This is a genomic window from Chitinophaga arvensicola, assembly GCF_900110835.1.
GTDB lineage: Bacteria > Bacteroidota > Bacteroidia > Chitinophagales > Chitinophagaceae > Chitinophaga > Chitinophaga arvensicola.
The window spans coordinates 3,498,157-3,522,104 of sequence record NZ_FOJG01000002.1 but is presented as its reverse complement, the minus strand read 5'-3'; the positions used below and the strand labels follow the sequence as shown (position 1 = coordinate 3,522,104).

The window sequence follows — 23,948 nt, the reverse complement described above, 5'->3', positions numbered from 1 at the left end:
CTTTTTTTCATAAATTTGTTTCGTTAGGTTAAATAATGAGCCATTACCTGATTGTAAGAAATCGGTTTACGTTGTTTAGCCAGCATTTTGAAAGGGGGAATGTTGCTGCATTCTCCTTTTTTTATTTGCTGTCTGCAAAAAGGAATAAGTGGATTATCAAGCCATAGATGCTGTTTGGATGTTAAGTATTACCATATGTAAATAACATTTTCTTTCGTGTTCACTTCATAATGAAAGCCAGACATCAGTTGTAAAGCCTGCAGTACGTCTTCTATACTTTGTTTCCGGAAAGCGCCGGTAAATACTTCATTTTTATATTTATCATTTTTAAAACGCAGGGTAACATTGAACCAGCGTTCCAGGTCGTGCGACAACTGTTCAAACGTCACATTATCAAAATCGAAACGGTCGTTTACCCAGGCAGTAGCGGGCTTTTCTGCTACTGTGTTGTCGGTGCCGGCTATTGTTTTGATGGGAGTAATGCTAAAGCTGTGTTGTTTATTTTCTGTTGATGGTTTGGTATTGAGTTGTCCGATGATCAGTTTTTGTCCCGGTTCCAGCTGTGTGGTTTTGCGCGATCCATCAGCGTCGTTGTCGGGGAAATTTACTTCCACTTTTCCGCTGAGCAGCGTGGTTTCCACGGTAGCATCCTCTGCATAGGCTTTCACGTTAAAGATGGTGCCTAATACACGGATATTTACTTTTCCGGATTGAATAATAAAAGGGTGTGCCGGATCATGTTTTACATCGAAATAGGCTTCACCGGTGAGGCTCACTTCGCGTTCGCCGTTGAGAAAGCGGGTGGCATCGTATTGCAGGCGGCTGCAGGCATTGAGAATCACGCTGGTACCATCTGGTAGTACTACGGTGGTTTTGGAACCTGTTTTGGTAACTACTTCGTTCCGGAATGCCTGTTTGCGCGGTGTTACCGGCCATACGGCAAAGGTAATAACCAGGATAGCCACTGTAGCGGCTATGCCGGTAAGTACGCGCCAGGGGATGATGCGTTTTACGGCGGGCACTTCCTGTTCCTGTTGCAGGAAAAGGTTCATGCGATCCATACCTTCACTGGCGAGTTGTTCTTCTTCTGCCGGGGTAAATCCGTTAGCACTGTTTACGGTGCTGATATCCCCCACAATAGTAAAAGCATATTGCAGTTCCGGAAACTGCATCAACAGCGTTTCCAGTTCCTTTAATTCGGCTATGGTGGCCTCGCCGGATACTTTCCTGGCCATCAATATATTTATCCGGTTGCGCTCGATCATTTAATTTTTTCTCCGTGTTATATCAGAAGGACGAAAAGAAAATCAAAAACCCCCAAAGGAAGTATTTATTTTTTTTTACGGGAGATGGGTAACCGAGATAAGTGCAGATAACATCATGTTTCGCCAAAAAAGCATTACCGGCAAAAATAAATTTCCGGATAAATTATTTTGTTAACTTTAGCGTAATCTGCGTTATTTATTATTGCAACCAATATCAGTGGCTTAAAAGGGATGGATCAGTGTACAATCAATGACTTATTTAGAAACATTACAGCGAACAATGATCAGACAGCCTTCAAAGCTTTCTACCATCATTTCTTCATCAAATTGCTGCGTTTTTCTTTCTCGCTTACCCGTTCCAAAGAGGTAGCAGAAGAAATTACGAACGATGTTTTTATGCATTGCTGGCAAAAAAGGCAATCACTGACGGACATAAAAAATCCGCAGGTATACCTGTTTGTGGTTGCGAAGAACAAAGCAATTGATCATATGCGGAAACAGGCCAGTTCCCGGCAGGTGGTGTTTGCGGAAGAAGAACAACTGGAAATCGCGTTCGACAGCGATCCGGAGCAACTGATGATTTCTGCGGAGATGATCCGTAAAATGGAATACACCATTGAACAGCTGCCTCCTAAATGTAAAATGGTCTATATCCTCGTAAAGCAATATGATCTGCGTTATAAGGAAGTTGCTACCATTCTCAATCTCTCTGTAAAAACGGTGGAAAACCAACTGGCTATTGCCATGAAACGCCTTACCGCTGCGGTGAATTTTACCCTGGAAAAAGCATAAAGCCACCGTTACATGATGGCTTTATCTCTATTCCTATGCAGGAATAACTTTCATTTTTTTGAAGTTGGAGAAGATATCGAAGAACATGTTTTCTGTATCCACAAATTCCGTGAAGCCTGCGCGGCGCGCCTTGCTGCCATCAGCGAAGAAGTCGTAATCCCACGAGAAAACAAAATCCCCGAATTTCCAGGAAGATACTTCTGCGTAACTATACCGGAGTCCGTACTTTTCCATCATGCTGTTCCAGAGCGGTTCTTTATCGGCCATCACTTCATCCAGCTGCATCGGTAAGGGCGCTTCTACTTCCATATCAAAATAACGGGCAATTTTGGGCCATAGATCGGACCAGCGGAACAAGTCTCCATTGTTGATATTAAAGGCCTGGTTGGCGCCTGCAGGACTGTTTGCTGCCCATGTGGTAGCTTTGGCCAGCAGCCCGGCATCAGTCATTTCCATGAGCTTATCATAAGCACCTGGCTTGCCGGGGAAGCGGAGTGGCAGGCCCAGTTCCTTTGAAATGGCCGCATATACCGCAATTACCATGGCCAGGTTCATCGGGTTACCCAATGCAAAGCCACCTACCACAGAAGGTCGTATAGCCGACCAGGACCAGGATTTACCCTGTTGATACGATTCCAGGAAACGTTGCTGATCCATATTGAACTCCGGCGGCATAAAGCGGCCGGCATCTGTTTCCTTCGCCGGTGTTTTAAACGGCCCCAGGTGGGCGCCATATACTTTATATCCCTGCATCAGGCTGATGTGTTGTAATTCCGCAGCCACAGGGGCTACCACTTCCACTACATTGCGGAGCATGGCCATATTGGGAGGTACCAGCGCAGCCCAGTTTCCGCGATCTTGGTAGGCGGCATAGAAGATATGCGTTACCGTTGTTAATTGTCCGAGTTTCGCCTGGCTGTCGTCCCGGCTCAGCAGATCCACGGCTATATGTTTTACTTTCTCTGTATCTGTACCGCCTCTTCTTGATAAGCCGATGATATCCCAGTTTTCCTGTGTAAGAAGGTAATCGATGAGGTTGCGGCCTATTACGCCCTGTGCGCCTGCTATCAGGGCTACTTTCCTGTTTTTCATATCTCTGTTGTATTTTTAACAGCACAAAGATCCTGCTCCGGAAGGCCTTACATTTGTACAACAACGGGGTTCATTGGTATATTTCAAAGAATGAAGAGATACATACAACACGAATATCTGAAAGTGTCGCACTTTACCACGAGTGAATGGGAGCATCCGGTGCATAACCACAATCACTTTGAGCTTATTTTTATCCACAAGGGGAGCGGCACACATTGCATTTCGGGAATGAATATCCCGTATAAGGGGCCTTGTTTATTCCTGCTGGCGCCCTGTGATGCGCATTATTTTGATATCTCCACACCCACTACATTTACCTTTATCAAGTTTACCAATGTATACCTCCATGGTACAGGTGTTATGCAGCTGCAGCAGCGCTGGAACCAGGAACTGGATCAGCTGTTGTTACAGGCGAGGCACCAGAGAAAGATAATCACCATTCAGCGGATGGAACCGTTGATACAATTGATAGTGGCGGAATGGAAAGCTTTTAGGGAAGAAAGCAGCGATACTATCTTTTTTTTATTGCAGGCATTGTTTACGATGATCCGGCACCAGGGAGAGGAGGCGGTGTCGCCGGCAGGCACAAAAAACGATACCCGCGTCACGCATCTGCTCAATTATATCCATGAACATATTCACGCTGCAGATGAAATCCAGGTGGAGCAACTGGCAGGACAATTCGGTTTCTCAAAGCATTACCTGGGTGAGTTTTTTAAGGAGCAAACCGGCAGTACCCTGCGGGAGTATGTAAACCGTTACCGGTTGCAACTGCTGGAAGACCGCCTGCATTTCAGCCTTTTCTCCCTGAAAGAGATCAGTCATGAGCTGGGATTCAATGACCAGAGCCACCTGAATAAATTCTTCCGGAAATATCATGACATGACTCCCTCCGCCTACCGGGAACAGATGCAGACCACCCCCTGAAAAAAGGTAAAGTTGCAGAATTGTTCATTTTATCTAAATTTATACCCAGATCGACCAAAACAGTTGTAGGTAGAGTATTTACAATTGACCGGCAAAATTAAACCGGAAGGCCACGGTAACTGAATAATATTGAAGATCGACCAGCAGGAGACATAATAGACAAGCTAACATTTCACGAACTAAAATTTCCACGGGCACCAGCATGAAACATCGGTTCCACGACAAAAAGAGCCAGGCACAGGTGATGTGTTCCTGGCGGCTCAGTCCTGATTAGAATTCCTGCGGAATTACTATTCAATACATAAAACTTCACGTATGCATGCAATTGTAAACACTTTGCAGGTGCAGGTCTATGCCTGTACCTAACCTATCCAAAATTCCCTGGTTATGAAATTGAAGATGTTCCTGACCATTGCTGTTTTCCTGCTGGCCAGTGCAATAGCTTTTTCACAAGATAAGATCACGCTCTCGGGCAGCAATATCCCTTTGGAGAAGATATTTAAAAGTATCCATAAGCAAAGCGGGTATAATTTCCTGTACAACGACCGGGTGTTATCCAATGTTTCCCCGGTGAGTATCAACGTCAAAGACGCCATGCTCGACGATGTACTGCAACTCTGCCTGAAAGATCTGCCCTTGTCGTATGATATCATCAATAAAACAGTGGTGATCAAGGCAAGAAACGGCGCACTTCCACCAGCGCCTGCAGTGCAGGGTATCACGGTAACGGGTATCGTCCGTGATACTACCGGTGTTCCGCTGGAACGGGTCAATGTACAGGTGAAAGGCACTACCACAGGTATCACTACGGATGCGAAAGGAAGATTTTCGCTCCATGTTCCCAATAAACAGGCAACGCTGCAATTCAGCTACCTCGGATACCTGCCACAGGAAATAGTGGCGGGCGACCGCACTGCGCTCGATGTGCGCCTGCATGTGCAGATCAACAGTCTCACCGACGTGGTGGTAGTAGGCTACGGACAAACACAGACCCGCAACCGCCTCACCGGCGCCGTTTCCTTCATCAGCAGTGAGGAAATTGTTACCACCAAAAATGAAAACGTAATCAATATGCTCACGGGTAAATTACCGGGCATGCGCATCCTCCAGAAAAGCAGTGAGCCGGGCGCCTACGATAATGTCTTTGATATCCGTGGCATGGGTAGTCCACTGGTGGTTATCGACGGTGTACCCCGCAGTGGCGGTGATCTCTCACGCATGGACCCCAATGAAATTGATAATATCTCTGTATTGAAAGACGCTACTGCCGCTATTTACGGCGTACGCGCCGCCAATGGCGTGATCCTGGTGACTTCAAAAAAGGGCTCCAGCGCACAGAGCGGGAAATTTGATATTACCTATGCCGTCAACCAGAGCTGGCAGCAATTCCTGAACGCCCCACATGGTGTGAACGCAACGGAATACATGATGCTGAAGAATGAGCAAACAAAAAGAGATTTTGGTAAGAACTTCTTCATCATGCGCCCGCCGGCCTTTGCAGCAGCAGATATGGAATTATACCGCAATGGTACCCTGAAATCATCCGACTGGGTAGGCGCCACTATGCGTGACTTTGCCCCCGAAACACAGCATACACTGAGTTTCAACGGTGGCAGCGAACGGATCAATTACTTCTTCAATCTCGGGTACTTCAAACAGGATGGGATGTTTAAAAGCGGTGATATGAACTACGACCGGTTTAACTTCCGTTCCAATATCAACGCAAAAATTACAGACCGCCTGCGGGTAGCGCTCCTTACTTCCGGGTATATGGATACCAAAAATCAACCCGGTGGCAGAGGCGTATGGGAAATGTTTAAATATACCTGGAACCAGTTGCCCACCGATCAGATATATGCCAACAACAATCCCGCTTATCCACATGTGATCACCGATAATGCCAACCCTGTGGTAATTACCAACTCGGATATAGTGGGCTATCAGAGCTATAAGAATAAGAATTTCCAGGGGCAGCTGGCACTGGACTATGATGTGCCCGGCATCAGGGGATTAACCGCCAGGGGAATGTATAACTATGGATTTAATATCGGCGATAATACCATGGTGAATAAAGCCTTTAAGCTGTATACCTACGATCCGCAGAATGATACCTATAAAGTAACCCCGGTGGCGAGCCCGTCAACCGTGAACCGTTCCTACTGGAACAATACTTCTACTTTATTCCAGCTGTCATTGAACTATAACCGCCGGATTCATGAAGTGCATAACATTACTGCCCTCTTATTATATGAAGAAAGTAATTCGAAGGTGGATAATTTTTCTGCACAGCGGGAATTTTCGCTGGGCATTCCCTACCTCTTTGCCGGCGATCTGAATAATCAGCAGGGTAACATGGATGGCAATGGCCTGGGACAGATTGTTACCAAAGGCATTGTAGGCAGAGTGGGATATGATTACAAAGGCAAATACATTGTGGATATCAGCTTCCGCCAGGATGGCTCCAGTAAGTTTGTGAATTCGCATCAGTGGGGATTTTTCCCGGCGGCCGCTGTGGGCTGGCGTTTGAGCGAAGAACAATTTATTCAGCACCTTATTTCTCCGCATATCCTGGGTAACCTGAAACTCCGTGCATCTTATGGTAAAACCGGTGATGATGCAGCTACCGCTTTTCAATCTTTCCCCGGTTATGATTATCCGAGAGATGGATATATCATGGGCGGTACTTTTGTGAACGGTCTTGGTAGTCGTGGTATCGTGAATCCTGATCTTACCTGGTCTACCGCCAAAACACTCAACGCAGGACTGGATGCAGAATTATACCGCGGCCTCCTCGGTTTATCTGTCGATTATTTTGTACGTAACCGCGATGGATTACCGGATACACGTACTACCAGTTTGCCCGGTACCGTGGGCGCCCGGCTGCCGCAGGAAAACCTGCGCAGCGATCGTACCCGTGGTATGGAAGTAGCGTTGACGCATCGGAACCACATAGGAGAATTGGCATATCATGTAAGCGCTAACATTGCTTCCACAAGAACTATCCTGGTACACCGGGAAGAAACCCGGGCGGGCAATTCCTACGAGAACTGGAAAAATTCCCAGCAGAACCGCTACACCAATATCTGGTGGGGAAGGGAATACGCCGGTCAGTTTACTTCGTACGACCAGATCTATAATCACAGTGTAAACACCGGTGGCGGTAATCAGAATGTAGTGCCCGGTGATTATTATTATAAAGACCTGAATCATGATGGGGTAGTAGATAACAAGGATGAAGTACCCATTGCCACCAGGGATATTCCGATGGTCAACTATGGAGTGGCTGTTGGCGCAGCCTGGAGAGGGATCGACTTTAACATCCTGTTGCAGGGTGCTACGCAGTTTTATGTACAGTATGCAGAGCAGATGGCTTCTCCGCTGATGTATGAACAGAGTGCGCTGGTGCAGTTCCTGGATCGCTGGCATACCGCAGATCCCAACGCAGATGTGTTTGATCCCAATACCAAATGGATACCGGGTTATTATCCTTCTATGGGATCGCCGGATGCAACAGGCACCAAAGCCGTACAGAATGCTTCTTACCTGCGTATCAAAACATTGGAAATAGGATACAGTTTTCCAAAGAAGTGGTTAAAAAAAGCGGGTATCAGTAACGCAAGAATGTATGTGAATAGCTACAACCTGGGCACATTCACCGCATTGAAAAATAGTGATCCGGAACATCCCGGAGAAGTGCAGGACCCGAAGAACGGCGACCAGTGGAACTATTCGCAGGGTGGTTATAAATACCCAATGAACAGAACCTATAGTATTGGCGCCAGTGTGACTTTTTAAACCGACAACCATGAACAGCATAAAATACTTCATTGTTTTAGGGATAGCAGGCGTTCTTTTCGCCTGTAATAAGCTGGATGTAAAACCATTGAACATCATCCAGGATGAGGATGTATTTTCTACCGAGAATGGAGTTAACTCCTACCTGGCCACGCTGTACAAGGCATTGCCGATAGAAGATTTTTATTACCGCAATAATGATGGCGGCTTTAACCGGGGCTGGGAACATTTCTGGCATCCCGGTGCGCTTTGCGGGGAACTGTCGGGGCCCTACGGCAGCCTGGGCGAAGGTGCCTATGGCTTTGGTTATTGGCCTTACGACAACATCCGGAATGTAAATTACCTGATGTCCACGTTGCCGAAGTACGCGGCTAACTTTGATCCTGCAAAGGTGAGGCAATGGCTGGGCGAGGCATATTTCTCCAGGGCTTATTTCTATTTCGCGCTGGTGAAGAGATATGGGGGCATACCCATTATCAAAGTAGTACAGGACTATCGTACACCGATGGAGCAATTGCAGGTGCCAAGAGATAAAGAGCTGGATGTATGGAATTTTGTGGCCTGCGACCTGGATAGTGCAGCACTGCTGCTGCCGGAAACCAGTCAGCGTGGACGTGCCAATAAATATGTGGCAGCGGCGCTGAAATCCCGCGCCATGCTTTATGCCGGCAGTATCGCCAAATATGGCGCGGTGAATTATGTAGACGGAGAAGCCAGGGAAAAGGGTTTTGTTGGTATCCCTGCATCCGAAGCAGCCCGCTTTTTTAAACAGGTCTGGGATGCAGCGCACTTACTGGAAGGACATTATGACTTGTACACCAGAAAGATGGACGATAAAGTAAAGAACTATACCGACCTCTTTCTCGATGCTTCCAGTAATGAAACTATTCTTGCGAGGGATTATTCTCTGACAAGCAATACTGCCCACAGCTGGGATGCTACCATGACCTGCCGTTACATGACCGCAGATGGATTGTCGCGCGCTTATCCTACACTGGAACTGGTAGAACGTTTTACTGGTCCGTTGCCCATCGTGAACCCGGATGGAACGCCCCGCCGCTTCAATAATCCGGCTGAAATTATGCAGGGACTGGAACCGCGCCTGCTGGCCACCGTTTACTTTCCCGGAGCTACTTTACGCGGACTGACCTTTGATACGCAACGTGGTATTTATGAGCATTTCAGCGGCAGTGCCGAAGCAGAACTGGGCGTGAATCCACCCAATATGCCTTTCCGCCACCTGGCCAATAATACGAATGTGCTGTGGCCGGAGGTGACCGGCCGTCGTGTGATCGGCTTTACCGGTGTAAGCACCGACGGTGACAATACCACCCGTACTGGTTTTTATGTAAGGAAATACATCGACTACAATAAACCGATGGCGGATTGTGGCCTGTATAAAAGTACGCAAAGCTGGATAGACCTACGTTATGCAGAAGTATTGCTGAATCGGGCGGAGGCGGCAATGGAACTGGGGAATAGCGGTGATGCGACTGCCATTATTAATAAGATCCGTGATCGGGCAGGCGCGGCGCCCTTATCAGGCCCGGTGACCATCGACTCCATCCGCAACGAACGCTGTAAGGAACTGGCATTTGAAAAGCAATACTGGTGGGATATCCGGCGCTGGCGAATCGGCGACAGGATCCTGGATAATACCCGGTTTCATGCTTTGCTGCCTTACTATCTGAATGATGAAAAGAAATTTATTTTCCTCCGGGAGCTGGAAACTTTTCAACGTCCCTACACTTTTGATAAACGTTTTTATTACGAACCATTACCGGGAGGCGAATTAGGAAAGAACCCTCATCTGTATCCCAATAACCCGAACTATTAATTCAAAAAAAGAAGTCATGCAAAAGATAATAAAAGGTTTGCTGATTGGTTTGCTCGCATTGTCCATCGCTTCCTGTTCCAAAACCGACAACTATCCCGGTCCCAACGCCGCCTTTAAAGGACGGATCCTGGATAAAACAGATCCTAAGAATGGTAATTTCCTGACAGAAACGGCTGGTATCCAGATCAAGCTGGAAGAGCTGAGCTGGAGCGCTACCCCATCTCCCCAAACAATTCCTTCAAAAGATGACGGTACTTTTGAAGATACGCAACTGTTTGCCGGGCATTACCGGGTAACGCCCATGGGTGGACCTTTCTGGCCGGTGGCTGGTGTAGAACTGGATATCAATAAGGGCAACAATACACATGATATTGCCGTAACACCGTATCTGAAAATTGTGAACCTGGCACATCGCTTTGAAGGCACTACGCTGGTGATGACGTTTAAAATACAGGCGCCGGTCACGGAAAATTTACCCCGGCTGCTGGATGTGCAGTCGTTTGTAAACGTAACAAAGTATGTAGGTAATGGTGCTACGATTCCACAATATACTTCTGATAAAACTATGCAGAAGATAGAAGCCAACTGGTCGGATGCCATTGCGCAGCAGACTTTTGAAATCAGGGTACCGGATATAAAAGCAGGCAGGGTGTTTTTTGCACGTGTGGGTGCGCGGGTGGATGATAGTTACAAACAATATAATTTTTCTGAAGAGATACAGGTGCAGCTGCCCTAGTTTGCATCATTTTTTAAACGGGGGTGTACCGATAGCGGCACACCCCCGTTTGCTTTAATGACGACCCAGTTGTTTCAGCATCCGTGCGTGTTCCCGGAGGGCGCGGACGAAAGTAGGTTGCACCTGGTAAGGTACATTGAAGGCAGCCGCCTGTTCGCGGATAATAGGCGCCAGTTTGCGGTAGTGTACGTGGCAGATACCGGAAAACAGGTGATGTTCGATCTGGTAATTTAAGCCACCTATACACCAGGAAAGTACGCGGCTGCGCGGTGCATAGTTGGTGGTATTTTCCATTTCGTGCACCGCCCAGCTATCCTGCATTTTTCTTTCTTCATCGGGCATGGCGTATCCGGAGGATGCCATTACGTGTGCCGGTTGAAAGATGCAGGCCAGGAGTAATCCGGCGGTAAAGTGCATCAGGAAGAAGCCGGTCAGCACCCAATACCAGGGCATACCGGAAAAGATCAGTGGTAATACGAGGATATATCCGTAGTAAACAACTTTAAACAGGGAAATCCGGAACATGGCCTGTTTCAGGGTAACTTTCTGTTTGGAAAGTAAACCATGACTTTTGTAACGGATTACCTGCAGATAATCTTTGGCGGTCATCCAGAACAAAGTCATCAGCATATAAAATCCCCAGGCGTACATGTGCTGGTAGCGGTGATACCAGTGTCGTGGCTGGTTAGGGGAGAAACGCAGGTATTTAATGCTGTCGATATCCTCATCAAGGCCCTGTACATTGGTATAGGTATGATGCAGTACGTTGTGCTGTATTTTCCAGGTAGGTGCATATCCGCCGATGATTTCAAGCACGTGGCCGATGATGTTGTTGATACTTTTTTTCGGGGAGAAGGAACCATGGTTGGCGTCGTGCATAATAGACGCGCCGATGCCGGTAACGCCCAGACCGGTGAGCAGCCATAGTCCGAGATAGATCCATACATTCCCGGCGCCGAGGCCGGTAACCATTAAAGTATAGGGTACGAAGTATAGGGCAAGCATGACAATTGTTTTAATCCACATTTCCCTGTTGGCATACACAGTGATATTATTAGTGGAAAAATAATCCTGCACAGCGGCCTTGGCCGATTCTATAAAGCTGTTATTGCCGCGCGAAGCAAAGCGCACAATGTGCCATTCATCTTTTTTCATATTATTATTTTAATCAGAAAACAGTGTCGGATACAGAAAATAAGCAGGAGGGGAGAAGTGCTGATCGTTGTATATGGATGTAATCTACGACAAAAGTATTTAGCAGGTGTTTAGCAAGATTTCATCACTATCTAAAAAGGAAGTATATTCGGGTTTGCACATACATAACCTATATAACTGTCAATTATGGAACACCTGCTTACCGTTGACTCGCTGATAAGCCTGTTAACGTTAACTGCCCTGGAAATTGTCCTTGGGATCGATAATATTGTGTTTATCTCAATCCTGGCCGGGAAGCTGCCGGCAGATAAACAAAAGAAGGCGCGCCGCCTTGGGCTTGGTCTTGCCATGTTTGTCCGTATCTTATTACTGTTGTCGATCAGCTGGATCATGTCGCTCACCACACCGCTTTTCAATGTTGGCGCCTGGATAGGTGTAAACGATCCGGAATGGCTGGAGAAGACCGCTATTTCCGGCAGAGACCTGATTTTGCTGGTGGGAGGTTTGTTCCTGATCTACAAAAGTACCGCAGAAATTCACGAGAAACTGGAGGGAGCGGAGCATGATTCCGCAAAGGCTAAAACCATGAAATTTGCCCAGGTCATCCTGCAGATCCTTTTGCTCGATATTGTATTTTCACTGGATTCCGTGATTACGGCAGTGGGTATGGCCGATCATGTGGAGATCATGATTGCCGCGGTAGTAGTGTCTGTGGGCGTGATGCTGCTGGCTTCTGAGTCCATCAGTAACTTTGTGAACAAGCATCCTACGGTGAAAATGCTGGCACTGTCGTTCCTGTTGCTGATAGGTGTGTCGCTGATCGCAGAAAGCTTTGATCAGCATATTCCCAAAGGCTATATTTATTTTGCAATGGCCTTCTCTGTATTTATCGAGGTACTCAACCTGAAAGCAAGATCACGTTCGGAAAAACCGGTGAAACTGCGTAATGAGGCCGAATTACCGGGAAAGGAAAAATAAGGTAGTCATCTTCCCAAAAAAATAATAATAACGGGAAAGGGTATACGCTTAAGAGCGTATACTGCTTTCCCGGATAATCAATTTTCCGGGCAGTATAATTTCTTCCGGTATAAAGTTTTTCTTTTTAATATGTTGGAGTAGTAACTGGCAGCTTTTCTTTCCTATTTCAAAAGCTGGTTCAGCAATAGTGCTGAGGGAAGGGGAGATGATCGCAGACATAGGGTCATTCGTGAAACCGATCACACCCACTTCTTTCCCTACTACAATATTTTTCCGCTTTAAAGCCACAATCACCCCTACGGCTTTGCGGTCGTTCACCGAAAATATCGCATCCGGTTTATCATTCAGTTTCCACAATTTCTCCAGGTCATTTTCGCCACATTCCTGTGAGAAGCCGGAATGCAGGATCCATTTTTTGCGAATCGGCATATTGTGTTTGCGCAACGCATCGAGATAACCGTTTAGGCGGCTGGTAGTAAAGGTAAGTCCCTCCGGCCCTGCGATATGTGCAATTTTTTTATATCCGTTGGAGATGAGATGCTCGGTGGCTTCAAACGCACCGTTATAATCATCCTGCATCACTTTTGAAGTAGTAATATCTGCTACACGGTCGAAGAAAACCACGGGAATACCGTCGTCGATGATTTCCTGGAAATGTTCACAGGAGCCGGCTTGCGAGGAAACTGATACCAGCAGGCCATCGAGACTGCTGAGTGATAAATTGCGGATGATGTTCAGTTCACGTGCAGCGTCATCGTTGGTCACATATAAAATGATGTTATAATTATGGCTGTAAGCTACCTCCTGAATACCGGTGAAAACAGTGGAGAAATAATAATTGGTGATAGCCGGCAGGATGACTGCCAGGTTATGCGTACTGTTTTTTACAAGACCGGTAGCATTGAAGTTGGGCTTGTAATTCAATTGGGTAGCCATTTCCAGCACCATCTTCCGGGTGTCTGCACTTACATCATACGTATCTCTCAACGCTCTTGAAACAGTAGAAACGGAGATATTCAACGCATGAGCAATATCTTTTATGGTAGCATAGTGTCGGCGCATTCTTCTTACAGGTCTGGTTGGAATAGTTAAATATAATGAATCGGTAACGTTCTCGGTGAATTTTCTTGTTAAAGGATTCATCGGGTGTATTTTAGGTTCACAATTACCAACCAGGATCACCATAAAAATTCATAGTGTATGAGAAGCTGTATTAGCCACAAGCTACACCTGTATTTCCTATTCATGCTTATTGCCTTGCCTTGGCAGCTATCCGCACAAGATCAATTATCCCTGAAGGGCGTAGTTCGCGACGCTGCTTCCAAAGCGCCACTTCCCGGCGTTACTGTAAGTGTTAAAGGTACCACCAGAGGAGTGAGTACAGATGTGGACGGAAAATATGCCATTTCCGCCACCACCGGTAATATACTGGTGTTTACCTACGTAGGATATGATAAACAGGAATTACCTGTACATGCACAAACGACCATCGATGTATCGTTGCAACAAAGTTCCACCGGTTTGAACGAAGTAGTGGTTACCGCGCTGGGTATTGAGCGGAAAACCCGCTCCCTGGGCTATGCCACACAACAACTGGACAATGCCAAAATTAATACTGTAAAAGATCCGAGCGCCAACATCATGAATACCCTCAGTGGTAAAGTGGCCGGCGCAGTGATTACACCGGCGGCTTCCGGCCCTGGTGGCGCTGTACGTGTGGTATTACGCGGTAACCGTTCTATCAGCGGAAATAATAATGCGTTGATCGTGGTAGATGGCGTACCGATAGATAATACCATGTCTACCGAGAAAGGTGGTGGTGGATCTGCCAATACCATTGGCACACAGCCTAAAAGCACCAGCAGTGGCTATTCCGGTAGTGATGGCGCAGCCAGTGTGAACCCGCAGGATGTGGAATCTATCAACGTACTGAAAGGTCCTGCCGCTGCTGCTTTATACGGTAGCCGTGCCGCCAACGGCGCTATCATTATTACCACCAAAAGCGGTAAAAGCGGTAAGCTGGCTGTTAACTATAATGGTGGCGTATCGATGGATCAGCCGAATATGCTGATGAAATTCCAGAATACCTATGGTGCTGGTAACAAAGGACAAGCCGGTACCCGAGCCGCCGCCAGCTGGGGCGCACCCGGACAAACCTATTCCGATAACGTGAGAAGTTTTTTTAACACCGGAACAGCAGTGAATAATTCCATTGATATTTCGGGCGGCAACGACAAGTTACGAGGATATGCATCTTACACCAATAATGCTATTACCGGCATTATTCCGAAGAACAGAATGGATAGAAATACGCTGAATATGCGCGTAGCCGCCGAAGTATTACCCCGTTTAACAACGGACGTAAAACTCACCTACATCAGCCAGGAGATTAAGAATAAGCCACGTCTCGGTGATCAGGGTATTGCCAATGAAGCTTACCTGATGCCGCGTGACCTGAGCAAAGATTCCCTGAAGAATTATGAAGGAATCGATGCGAACGGCCAGCCGTTTCCTAAGTACTGGACCACTTCCACTACCTTCCAGAATCCTTACTGGGAAGTAAACCGCAACCAGGTAGATGAATCCCGTAACCGCATTATGCTGATGGGATCTGCCAAATACCGGCTCACCGACTGGCTCAGTTTACAAGGCCGGTATAGCCTTGACCGTTATGACGACAAGATCACGGCGTCCTATTACAATGGTACCGTTGCCTTCCCGGTACAACCCGGCGGCCGTTACCTGGAGGCTTATGTAAATCACTGGGAACGTAACATGGACCTGTTGTTATCCGGTAGCAATAAAGTATCAGAAGATTTTCATGTAAGCTATAATATTGGAGGAAGTATTCTTACCAGTAAAGGCTATAATTCACAGGCGCTGGCGAATGGACTTAGCATTCCTAACCGTTTTAACCTGTCTTTTGCATCTGCTCCTGCCGTTACGAATACGACTATACGTAAAGAAATACAATCCGTATATGGTAATGCCCAGCTGGATTTCAGACAGTATCTCTACCTGGATGTGAGTGCACGTAACGACTGGTCATCTACTTTACCCAGTCCTTACAGCTACTTCTATCCATCGGTAGGTTTGTCGGCAGTTATTTCGGAGATGGTAAAAATGCCTTCCTGGGTTACGTTTGGTAAAGTACGCGGCGCGTACACACAAGTGGGTAATGATGCCGATCCTTACATGTTGCTGCAGGCTTACTACTATAGCCCCGGAGCGGGTGGAGGATTTGTATCCAGGGATAACACCAAATCAATTTATAACCTGAAACCGGAGCAAACCAAATCCTGGGAATTAGGGCTGGAGTGGAAGTTTCTGGATGGCCGCTTAGGACTGGATGCATCGGTGTATAAAAATAATACCATCAACCAGTTGCTGCGTATCGGTTTGCCGCAGGCCAGTGGCTTTGATCTCCAGTATATCAATGCTGGTAATGTGCAGAACAAAGGATTGGAAGTGATGTTGTCTGCTACCCCGGTGAAGCGGAGCGATTTCACCTGGAATACCAATGTGAACTTCGCCACCAACCGCAACGAGGTGTTATACCTGAAAGACGGCGTTAACCAGATCAATCTGTCGAATGCCACCAACTTCGCTACAGTACAGGTAAGAACCGGTGGCCGTTATGGCGATCTGTATGGATACGCCTGGCAGAAAGATGCAAAGACTGGTCAGTATCTCATTGGTACAGATGGTTTACCGGTAGTGGCACAAAACCAGTATCTCGGTAATTTCAATCCTGATTATACTTTGGGCTGGAACAACCAGTTACAATACAAAAGATTCAGTATGTCTTTCCTGATCGATGGCCGTGTAGGCGGTATCATGGTATCCGGAACAGACGCCCTGCTGGCCTCTTACGGCGTAGCGGATTACACTACTAAATACAGGGATGGCGGACTGGTGCTGCCGGGCGTGCTCGCCGATGGCAGCCAGAATGCAAAGTCGATCAGTGCAGAAGAATTCTGGACAAAAGTATCGCAGGGTGGTCGTGATGCGTGGGGGCAATTCTTTGCTTTCAGCGCTACTAACTTCCGCCTGAGAGAATTGTCTTTTGGTTATGATCTCAATTTTGATCAGAAGCTGGTGAAAAGCGCCAGGATTTCCTTAACCGCCCGTAACCTGTTCTTCCTGTACAGAGGTAAATCACTGCTGGATATACCAGGCATGGATAAACGTAAGTTGCCGATAGATCCTGAATCCGCGCTGGGTACCAGTAATTACCAGGGCATAGAAGCCGGTTTGCCACCAGCAGTACGCAGCTTTGGACTGAATCTGAATGTATCCTTTTAGTAATCAAAAAACACACAGCCATGAACAAGCCATTTAAATATATACTTCCGCTGGCGCTGACGGTGATGCTGGGCAGCTGTACAAAGAACTTTGATTCCATGAATGTGGACCCTGCGGGGTTGACGGGTGTGGGAAAAGGAGAGCTGCCTTATATGTTCTCCAAAGCAGAATCTTCTGCGGGTATTAACCAGGGATACTACCAGACGGTGCAAAACCTGTATGCAGATTTGTATGCACAATATTTTGCACTTACTACCAATAGTTTTCAGACCGACCGCTATGTGATCAACGACGGTTGGTTGCCGCGCCCGGGCATTATAGCCTATGTGCAAACGGTGCCGCAGTTACGCACCATTTTTGAAAATACAGCAGAAAATTCCGGCGAATATGCCCTCGCAGAAATCATGTGGGTATATGCCTTTCATCACCTGACGGATTATTTCGGTCCTGTTGCTTATTTTGATGCAGGAAAGGCCCAGGATGTGATCGCATACGATGCCCAGGATAAAATTTATGACGACTTTTTCAAGCGGCTGGATCATGCAGTGAAGAATCTGAAAGCCACCAGCGCTACGAATATTTTTGGCGCCAACGACCTGATCTATGCAGGCGATGTACAACAGTGGATCCGTTTTGCCAATACGCTCCGTTTGCGACTGGCACTGCGTATTTCCAAGGTACAGCCAGACCGCGCTAAAACAGAAGCCGAGGCGGCAGTAGCCAGTGGTGTGATGACAACTGTAGCGCATACCGCCATGATGAAAAAGACATTGAACGGCGGCGATGGCAACGGGTTGTCGAGGGTAGCCTCCTATAATGAATTCAGTATGAGCGCCACCATGGCTTCCTATATGAAGGGGTATAATGATCCGAGACTGGCGGCTTTTTATCAGCCTGCGGTAAATGGCGGCACTTACAGAGGCGTGCGTAACGGATCATCGGCGGCGGCATTGAACAATCCGTTGAATCAACCGGCTCAAACTTCTAATGTGGGCGCTTATTGGGTAACTTATAACCCGTTGAACTTTTCCTGGTTGCCTGCGTTGGAAGCATCCAAACATGTGATGATGGCGGCAGAAGCTTATTTCCTGCGTGCAGAAGGCGCTTTAAACGGTTGGAGTATGGGAGGAACAGCACAAGACCTGTATGAAAAAGGCATTGCAGTGAGTATGGAAAACTGGGGTGTAAAAGATGCGGCTATCGTAACCGCCTATACGAATTCAACCGCTTTGCCAACCGCTCCCGGTGATTTTCAGAACTCTGCCCCCGTGGCCAATATCCCGGTTAAATTCGGAACGGCAGTAAACATACAGCGGCAGCAGATTGGTACACAGAAATGGCTGGCTATTTATCCCGACGGATTGGAAGGTTGGGCAGAATACCGCCGCAGTGGTTTTCCCGTAATGTATCCGGTGGTACAGTCAGACAACCCGGATCTGCCGGCAGGTACCTTTATCAAACGTTTACCTTATCCATCTTCTGAAGCCGTGAATAATGGTACAGAACTGAAAAAAGGAATACAGCTGTTGGGCGGCCCTGATAATGCAGCTACCCGTTTGTGGTGGGATGTAGATTGATTTGAATCACTAAACGCAAATATACTTGAAGACATTAGTTTCATTTTCCATGGTGTTGTCCTCACTATTCTATTCTTCGCAGGAGCCGTTGCCGAAGGTGTTTTCCGGAGAGCGGACAGACATTGTACAGCAGCAGCTGAGGCAGCAGGCAGCCACCGCCTTTCAGGCGCAGGTGCTGCCTGCCACGGAGAGCGAATGGACCCCACGGCGACGGCTACTGAAAGCCGCCATTCTGCAGTCGACCGGCGCCGTAGAGGACCACGCATTGCCCTTGCAGGTAAAAGAAACCGGCCGTATCCAGCTAACGGGATACCATATACGGAAAATATTTTTCCAGACCCGGCCCGGTGTATTCGCTACGGCGAATCTCTATGTACCGGATGGGAAAGGCCCTTTTCCTGCGGTGATTAATATGCACGGCCACTGGAAAGATGCCCGCATGGGCGATATGGTACAGGCCACCGCACACAGCCTCGCATTGAATGGATATGTATGCCTTACGATAGATGCCTGGGGTACGGGTGAAAGAACTACCACTGCCGGCGTGGCAGAATATCATGGCGCCAATCTCGGTGCTTCGCTGCTGAATACCGGCAATACCTTACTGGGCATGCAACTTAGCGATAACATGCGGGGAGTGGATCTGCTGGCCAGTTTACCGGAGGTAGACAAAGAACGTATTGGTGCTACCGGCGCCAGCGGCGGAGGCAATCAGACGATGTGGCTCGCCGCGATGGACGAACGCATCAAAGCTGCCGTTCCGGTGGTGAGTGTAGGCACGTTTGAATCCTATATTCTGAACAGCAATTGCGTATGTGAACTGGTACCGGATGGACTCACCTATATGGAAGAATCTGCCGTATTAGCCATGGTGGCGCCACGCGCCCTGAAGATCTGCAATGCACTGAATGATGCCAGTAAGTCGTTTTTTCCTTCTGAAATGCTGCGCAGCTACAAAGCCGCTGCACCGGTATATGAGGCACTGCACGCCAGCGATAAACTCAGCTATCAGCTATTTAATACCGTGCATGGCTACTGGCCCGAAATCAGGGAAACCATGATCGGCTGGATGGACCTGCAATTAAAACATACCGGTACCGGCGCCCCTAAAAAGGAGCCTGCGTTCAACTTATTGCCGGTGGCGCAATTACAGACCTTTTCACCGGATCAGCGTGATGCCGGTGTGGTAACTACTGCCGCCTGGTGTACACAACAGGGGCAACTACTGAATGAACAACTGTTGAAAGCGCCTATCGATAACAATGCAAAGCGCAAAGCATTGCAACAGCTGTTACGCATCAACGAAAACAGAACACTGAAACAAGTACATACCTATAGCCCGGCGCAGGGATGGCAACGGATCGCACTGGAAACCTCAGATGGTTCCCTGATTCCGTTGCTGCTCCGTGCGCCCGGCAGTAAAGAGAAAGGTTACGTGGTATTTACTCATCCGGGTGGTAAGGACAGTATTCCGGCAATGGACATAGAGAAAGCGATACAGTCAGGTCAGGGTGTGGTACTGACAGACCTGTGGGGTTCCGGTGAACAAAGTTCCGTTACCGCCACTACTGTCGATGGTAGCCAGCCGCCTTATCATACACTGGCGCGTTCCGTGTTGTGGCTGGGTGGTACCGTGCAGGGAAGATGGGTAAGCGATCTGCAACTGATCACCAATTATTTAAAGAAGTCAGACGGAGATGTTCGTATAGTACTTAACGGTAGCAGGGAGGCCGGCATAGCCTCCCTGTTTTTAGCCGCGCTCGGTGGCAATGTAACACAGGTGGTATTGGATCATGCGCCATTGAGTTATCGTTTTGATGAGCGTGCAGGCATTGATTTTTTCAGCATGGCCATTCATGTTCCGGGAATACTGGTTTGGGGAGATATATCCCTGGCAGCGGCCCTGAGCGGAAAAGAAGTAGTGTTTAATGCACCCGTAACCATGTCCGGACGATCCCTGACAGGAGCGGAACTACAGGCACAACAGGAAGTGTTTGCGCAACTAAGAAAACGGTGTAAACAACCCGGACAGAGCATTTTCCATTAAACAGAAAACAGATCGTTATGAATAATAAACGCAGAGACTTTTTGAAACTGGCAGGGTTGGTAGGACTAGGCAGCACTTTGTTGCCAGGATATGCCACTGCGCAGGAGAAACAGGGCAAGGTGCTGGATCAGATCCGGAAGCAGGCAGGCCGTAAGTACCGGCAACAATTTAATATGAGCGGCTATGCCGCACCGAAAATTGACACGGTGCGTATCGGCTATATTGGTTTGGGTAATCGTGGATCAGCGGCCGTGGAACGCATTACCAATCTCCAGGGAATAGAAGTAAAAGCACTGTGTGATATCCGGCCGGAAATGATTGCAGCTACTAAAGAACGCATCAAAGGTTCGGGTTATAACCCACACGAATACACGGGATCTGCCGATGCATGGAAAAAATTGTGTGAACGCGACGATATTGATCTGGTGTATATCGCTACCCCCTGGGAACTGCATACACCTATTGCCGTATACGCCATGCTGCATGGAAAGCACGTGGCTACAGAAATTCCGGCAGCAGTCACAATTGAACAGTGCTGGCAATTGGTGGAAACATCTGAGAAAACAAAGAAGCATTGTGTGTTACTGGAAAACTGTTGCTATGATTTCTTTGAGTTGCTTACCCTGAATATGGCTCGGCAAGGATTTTTCGGGGAGCTGGTACATTGTGAAGGCGCGTATATCCACGATATCCTGGAAAGTCTTTTTGATAAGAGTAAACGCTACGATGTATGGCGGCTGAAAGAAAATGCGCATCGCAATGGTAACCTGTATCCAACGCATGGTCTGGGGCCTGTATGCCAGGTGCTGGATGTAAACCGGGGCGACAGCATGGACTACCTGGTATCTATGCAAAGCAATGATTTTATGCTGCATGAGCGCGCGGTAGAACTGGCGGCAAAGGATGATTTTTATAAGCCTTATGTGAATGCGCATATGCGTGGTAATATGAATACCACTACTATCCGTACCCGGAAGGGCCGCACCATTATGTTACAGCATGATGTGAGTACACCAAGGGTATATTCCCGTTTACACCTGGTGAGCGGTACAAAGGCCACGGCGCAGAAGTATCCGCTGGAACCCAGGATCAGTGTGAGCCATGAAGGATGGATCAGTCCGGAAGAATTTAAAAAACTGGAGGAAAAATATACACCGGCGATCGTGAAAAGAGTGGGTGAGATGGCTAAGCAAGTGGGAGGCCATGGTGGTATGGATTTCCTGATGGACTGGCGCCTCATTGATTGTTTGCGCAATGGTTTACCGGTGGATATTGATGTATATGATGCCGCTGCATGGAGTGCCATCGGGCCATTAAGTGAATGGTCGGTAGCTAACCGTTCAGCATCCATCGACATACCTGATTTTACCAATGGCGCCTGGAAGCATAATAAGCCGGTAGATATTTCCCTGGCGCAGGGTGGCACCACCGGTGTAAAAGAAAAAAAGTAATCATCTCCTGAAAAATAAAGTGCAATGAAAATAATCACATCCAAAGACCCACAATCGCTCGGCAGCGTAGCGGGCAATGCTGCTATTGCTTTGATCAATGCCGCCATTAAAGAAAAAGGTAGCGCCAACATTATATTGGCCACAGGGACCAGTCAGTTTGAAACGATCCGGCAGTTGATCGACAGTGATATTGAATGGGGCAAAGTCAACATGTTCCACCTGGACGAATATATCGGTTTACCTGTAACACATCCGGCCAGTTTCCGGAAATACCTGCGGGAGCGTTTCCTGGAGAAAGTAGCGCCGTTGCAATCGGTATGCCTGATCAGCGGGGAAGGCGATCCGGAAGAAGAGTGTGCGCGTATTTCCGCCCTGATACAGGCGCATCCGATTGATGTGGCGCTGGTAGGTGTGGGTGAAAATGGTCACCTGGCGTTTAATGATCCTCCGGCAGATTTTACCACTACAAAACCGTATCTTGTTGTGAACCTGGACGCCGCCTGCAGGCAGCAACAGATGAATGAAGGCTGGTTCAGCGCTGTATCAGAAGTGCCATTACAGGCGATCAGCATGTCGGTGCACCAGATCCTGTTATCCAAACATATCATCTGTTCTGTACCGGGTGCGCGTAAAGCACAGGCCGTGAAGGATAGCCTGGAGCAGCCGGTGAGCAACCTGTTTCCCGCCAGTATCTTACAAACGCATAGTGACTGTGTGTTTTACCTGGACGAAGCATCTGCCGCCAAACTGCAACCAGCGCAGAAAACAGTTTAATACATGCCGCAAACAATTAAGATTATCAATGGCCGGTTGATCACGCCTTTCCGGGTGATATCACAGGGAAGTGTGCTGATCAGCGATGGCCGGATTACAGCAGCGGGAGAAGGAACTATTCCTGATCACGCAGATACGATCATTGATGCCGGAGGTAACTATGTTGCCCCCGGTTTCATTGATCTGCATATTCACGGAGGCGGTGGTCATGATTTTATGGATGGCACCGTCCGCGCTTTTCATGGTATAACGGAAACGCATGCACGGTACGGCACCACTGCCATGGTGCCTACCACTTTAACTGCCGAAAAGGAACACTTACTGCATACGCTGGATATTTACAAGGAAGCGGTGTCACAACCGCATAATGGCGCGGGTTTCCTGGGTATGCACCTGGAAGGTCCCTATTTTGCGATGAGCCAGCGGGGCGCACAGGATCCAAGGTATATCCGCAATCCTGATCCGGTGGAGTACCGGGAGATACTGGATTACAGCGAACACATTTCCCGTTGGAGCGTGGCGCCGGAGCTACCGGGCGCGCTGGAAATGGGGGAGTATCTGCGTACTAAAGGAATACTGCCAGCTATTGCACATACCGATGCTATATATGAAGAAGTGGTAAAAGCAGTGGAGTGTGGCTATACGTTGGCAACACACTTTTACTCTGCTATGTCGGGCGTTACGCGGCGTAACCTGTACCGCTATGCCGGTGTTATTGAAAGTGTGTACCTGATCGATGAAATAGATGCAGAAGTGATTGCAGATGGTGTGCATTTACCAGCATCATTGTTGCAGCTGATTTATAAGATCAAAGGGCCGGACCGTATTGCGCTGATCACTGATGCGATGCGTGCCGCAGGGATGCCGCCGGGGAAGAGTGTGCTGGGCCCGTTGAATGGCGGACTGGAAGTGATTGTAGAAGATGGCGTGGCCAAATTGCCCGATCGTACGGCGTTTGCAGGCAGCGTAGCTACCACCGACCGTCTTGTTAGAAATATGGTGAACCTGGCCGGGGTGCCGGTGGCCACTGCCGTGCGAATGATGAGCTATACGCCTGCCCGTATTATGGGGGTAGCGGATCGCAAAGGCTCGCTGGTAGCCGGGAAAGACGCCGATATTGTTATTTTTGATGAAGATATTACCGTACAGTTAACCATGGTAGCCGGAAAAGTTGTGCATCGTATCGGAGAATGAAATAGCTTTGCATAAAATTGTAC

16 protein-coding genes are annotated in these 23,948 nt (G+C 47.9%); 12 read left to right on the top strand and 4 right to left on the bottom strand.

Annotation, left to right across the window (positions count from 1 at the left end; genetic code table 11):
* Positions 1 to 188 precede the first annotated feature (188 nt).
* Positions 189 to 1,235 (bottom strand): FecR family protein, encoded by a 1,047-nt coding sequence (locus BMW79_RS31225; RefSeq protein WP_177192406.1) that lies wholly within the window; start codon positions 1,233 to 1,235, stop codon positions 189 to 191.
* Positions 1,236 to 1,496: 261 nt separating this feature from the next.
* On the opposite strand from BMW79_RS31225, the gene BMW79_RS31220 reads away from it, so the two are divergent.
* Positions 1,497 to 2,057 (top strand): RNA polymerase sigma-70 factor, encoded by a 561-nt coding sequence (locus tag BMW79_RS31220; protein ID WP_089902869.1) that lies wholly within the window; start codon positions 1,497 to 1,499, stop codon positions 2,055 to 2,057.
* Between the two features lie 33 nt (positions 2,058 to 2,090).
* Here the strand turns inward: BMW79_RS31220 and BMW79_RS31215 are convergent, their stop codons facing one another.
* Positions 2,091 to 3,149 (bottom strand): SDR family oxidoreductase, encoded by a 1,059-nt coding sequence (locus tag BMW79_RS31215; RefSeq protein ID WP_089902866.1) that lies wholly within the window; start codon positions 3,147 to 3,149, stop codon positions 2,091 to 2,093.
* A 90-nt stretch (positions 3,150 to 3,239) separates the two neighbouring features.
* Between BMW79_RS31215 and BMW79_RS31210 the strand changes: the two genes are divergently transcribed.
* From BMW79_RS31210 to BMW79_RS31195, 4 genes are all read left to right on the top strand, one after another.
* Positions 3,240 to 4,076 (top strand): AraC family transcriptional regulator, encoded by an 837-nt coding sequence (locus BMW79_RS31210; RefSeq protein WP_089902863.1) that lies wholly within the window; start codon positions 3,240 to 3,242, stop codon positions 4,074 to 4,076.
* 387 nt (positions 4,077 to 4,463) lie between these two features.
* Positions 4,464 to 7,871, top strand: a complete 3,408-nt coding sequence (locus tag BMW79_RS31205) for a TonB-dependent receptor (protein ID WP_245752757.1) — start codon at positions 4,464 to 4,466, stop codon at positions 7,869 to 7,871.
* Between the two features lie 10 nt (positions 7,872 to 7,881).
* Positions 7,882 to 9,708: a RagB/SusD family nutrient uptake outer membrane protein gene (locus tag BMW79_RS31200; protein WP_089902861.1), complete on the top strand. Its 1,827-nt coding sequence runs from the start codon at positions 7,882 to 7,884 to the stop codon at positions 9,706 to 9,708.
* A 16-nt stretch (positions 9,709 to 9,724) separates the two neighbouring features.
* Positions 9,725 to 10,444 carry a DUF3823 domain-containing protein gene (locus tag BMW79_RS31195; RefSeq protein WP_089902858.1) on the top strand — a complete coding sequence of 240 codons (720 nt, stop codon included), beginning with the start codon at positions 9,725 to 9,727 and terminating at the stop codon, positions 10,442 to 10,444.
* Between the two features lie 54 nt (positions 10,445 to 10,498).
* On the opposite strand, the gene BMW79_RS31190 is transcribed toward BMW79_RS31195, so the two are convergent.
* Complete coding sequence (locus tag BMW79_RS31190) at positions 10,499 to 11,599, bottom strand: fatty acid desaturase family protein (protein ID WP_218150485.1); 1,101 nt, start codon at positions 11,597 to 11,599, stop codon at positions 10,499 to 10,501.
* 186 nt (positions 11,600 to 11,785) lie between these two features.
* Between BMW79_RS31190 and BMW79_RS31185 the strand changes: the two genes are divergently transcribed.
* Positions 11,786 to 12,577: a TerC family protein gene (locus BMW79_RS31185; protein ID WP_089902855.1), complete on the top strand. Its 792-nt coding sequence runs from the start codon at positions 11,786 to 11,788 to the stop codon at positions 12,575 to 12,577.
* 48 nt (positions 12,578 to 12,625) lie between these two features.
* On the opposite strand, the gene BMW79_RS31180 is transcribed toward BMW79_RS31185, so the two are convergent.
* A complete protein-coding gene (locus tag BMW79_RS31180) occupies positions 12,626 to 13,720 on the bottom strand; it encodes a LacI family DNA-binding transcriptional regulator (protein ID WP_245752756.1) in 1,095 nt (364 codons plus the stop codon).
* A gap of 57 nt (positions 13,721 to 13,777) precedes the next feature.
* Between BMW79_RS31180 and BMW79_RS31175 the strand changes: the two genes are divergently transcribed.
* The 6 genes from BMW79_RS31175 to nagA are packed head-to-tail and all read left to right on the top strand — an operon-like array spanning position 13,778 to position 23,925.
* Positions 13,778 to 16,882 carry a SusC/RagA family TonB-linked outer membrane protein gene (locus BMW79_RS31175; protein ID WP_089902847.1) on the top strand — a complete coding sequence of 1,035 codons (3,105 nt, stop codon included), beginning with the start codon at positions 13,778 to 13,780 and terminating at the stop codon, positions 16,880 to 16,882.
* Between the two features lie 20 nt (positions 16,883 to 16,902).
* On the top strand, positions 16,903 to 18,459 hold the full coding sequence (locus BMW79_RS31170; protein ID WP_089902844.1) for a SusD/RagB family nutrient-binding outer membrane lipoprotein: 1,557 nt from the start codon (positions 16,903 to 16,905) through the stop codon (positions 18,457 to 18,459).
* Between the two features lie 25 nt (positions 18,460 to 18,484).
* Positions 18,485 to 20,506: an alpha/beta hydrolase family protein gene (locus BMW79_RS31165; RefSeq protein ID WP_143059306.1), complete on the top strand. Its 2,022-nt coding sequence runs from the start codon at positions 18,485 to 18,487 to the stop codon at positions 20,504 to 20,506.
* 17 nt (positions 20,507 to 20,523) lie between these two features.
* A complete protein-coding gene (locus BMW79_RS31160) occupies positions 20,524 to 21,957 on the top strand; it encodes a Gfo/Idh/MocA family protein (RefSeq protein WP_089902838.1) in 1,434 nt (477 codons plus the stop codon).
* 24 nt (positions 21,958 to 21,981) lie between these two features.
* Positions 21,982 to 22,731: a glucosamine-6-phosphate deaminase gene (locus BMW79_RS31155; RefSeq protein ID WP_089902835.1), complete on the top strand. Its 750-nt coding sequence runs from the start codon at positions 21,982 to 21,984 to the stop codon at positions 22,729 to 22,731.
* A 3-nt stretch (positions 22,732 to 22,734) separates the two neighbouring features.
* Positions 22,735 to 23,925 carry an N-acetylglucosamine-6-phosphate deacetylase gene (gene nagA, locus BMW79_RS31150; RefSeq protein WP_089902832.1) on the top strand — a complete coding sequence of 397 codons (1,191 nt, stop codon included), beginning with the start codon at positions 22,735 to 22,737 and terminating at the stop codon, positions 23,923 to 23,925.
* Positions 23,926 to 23,948: the final 23 nt, after the last annotated feature.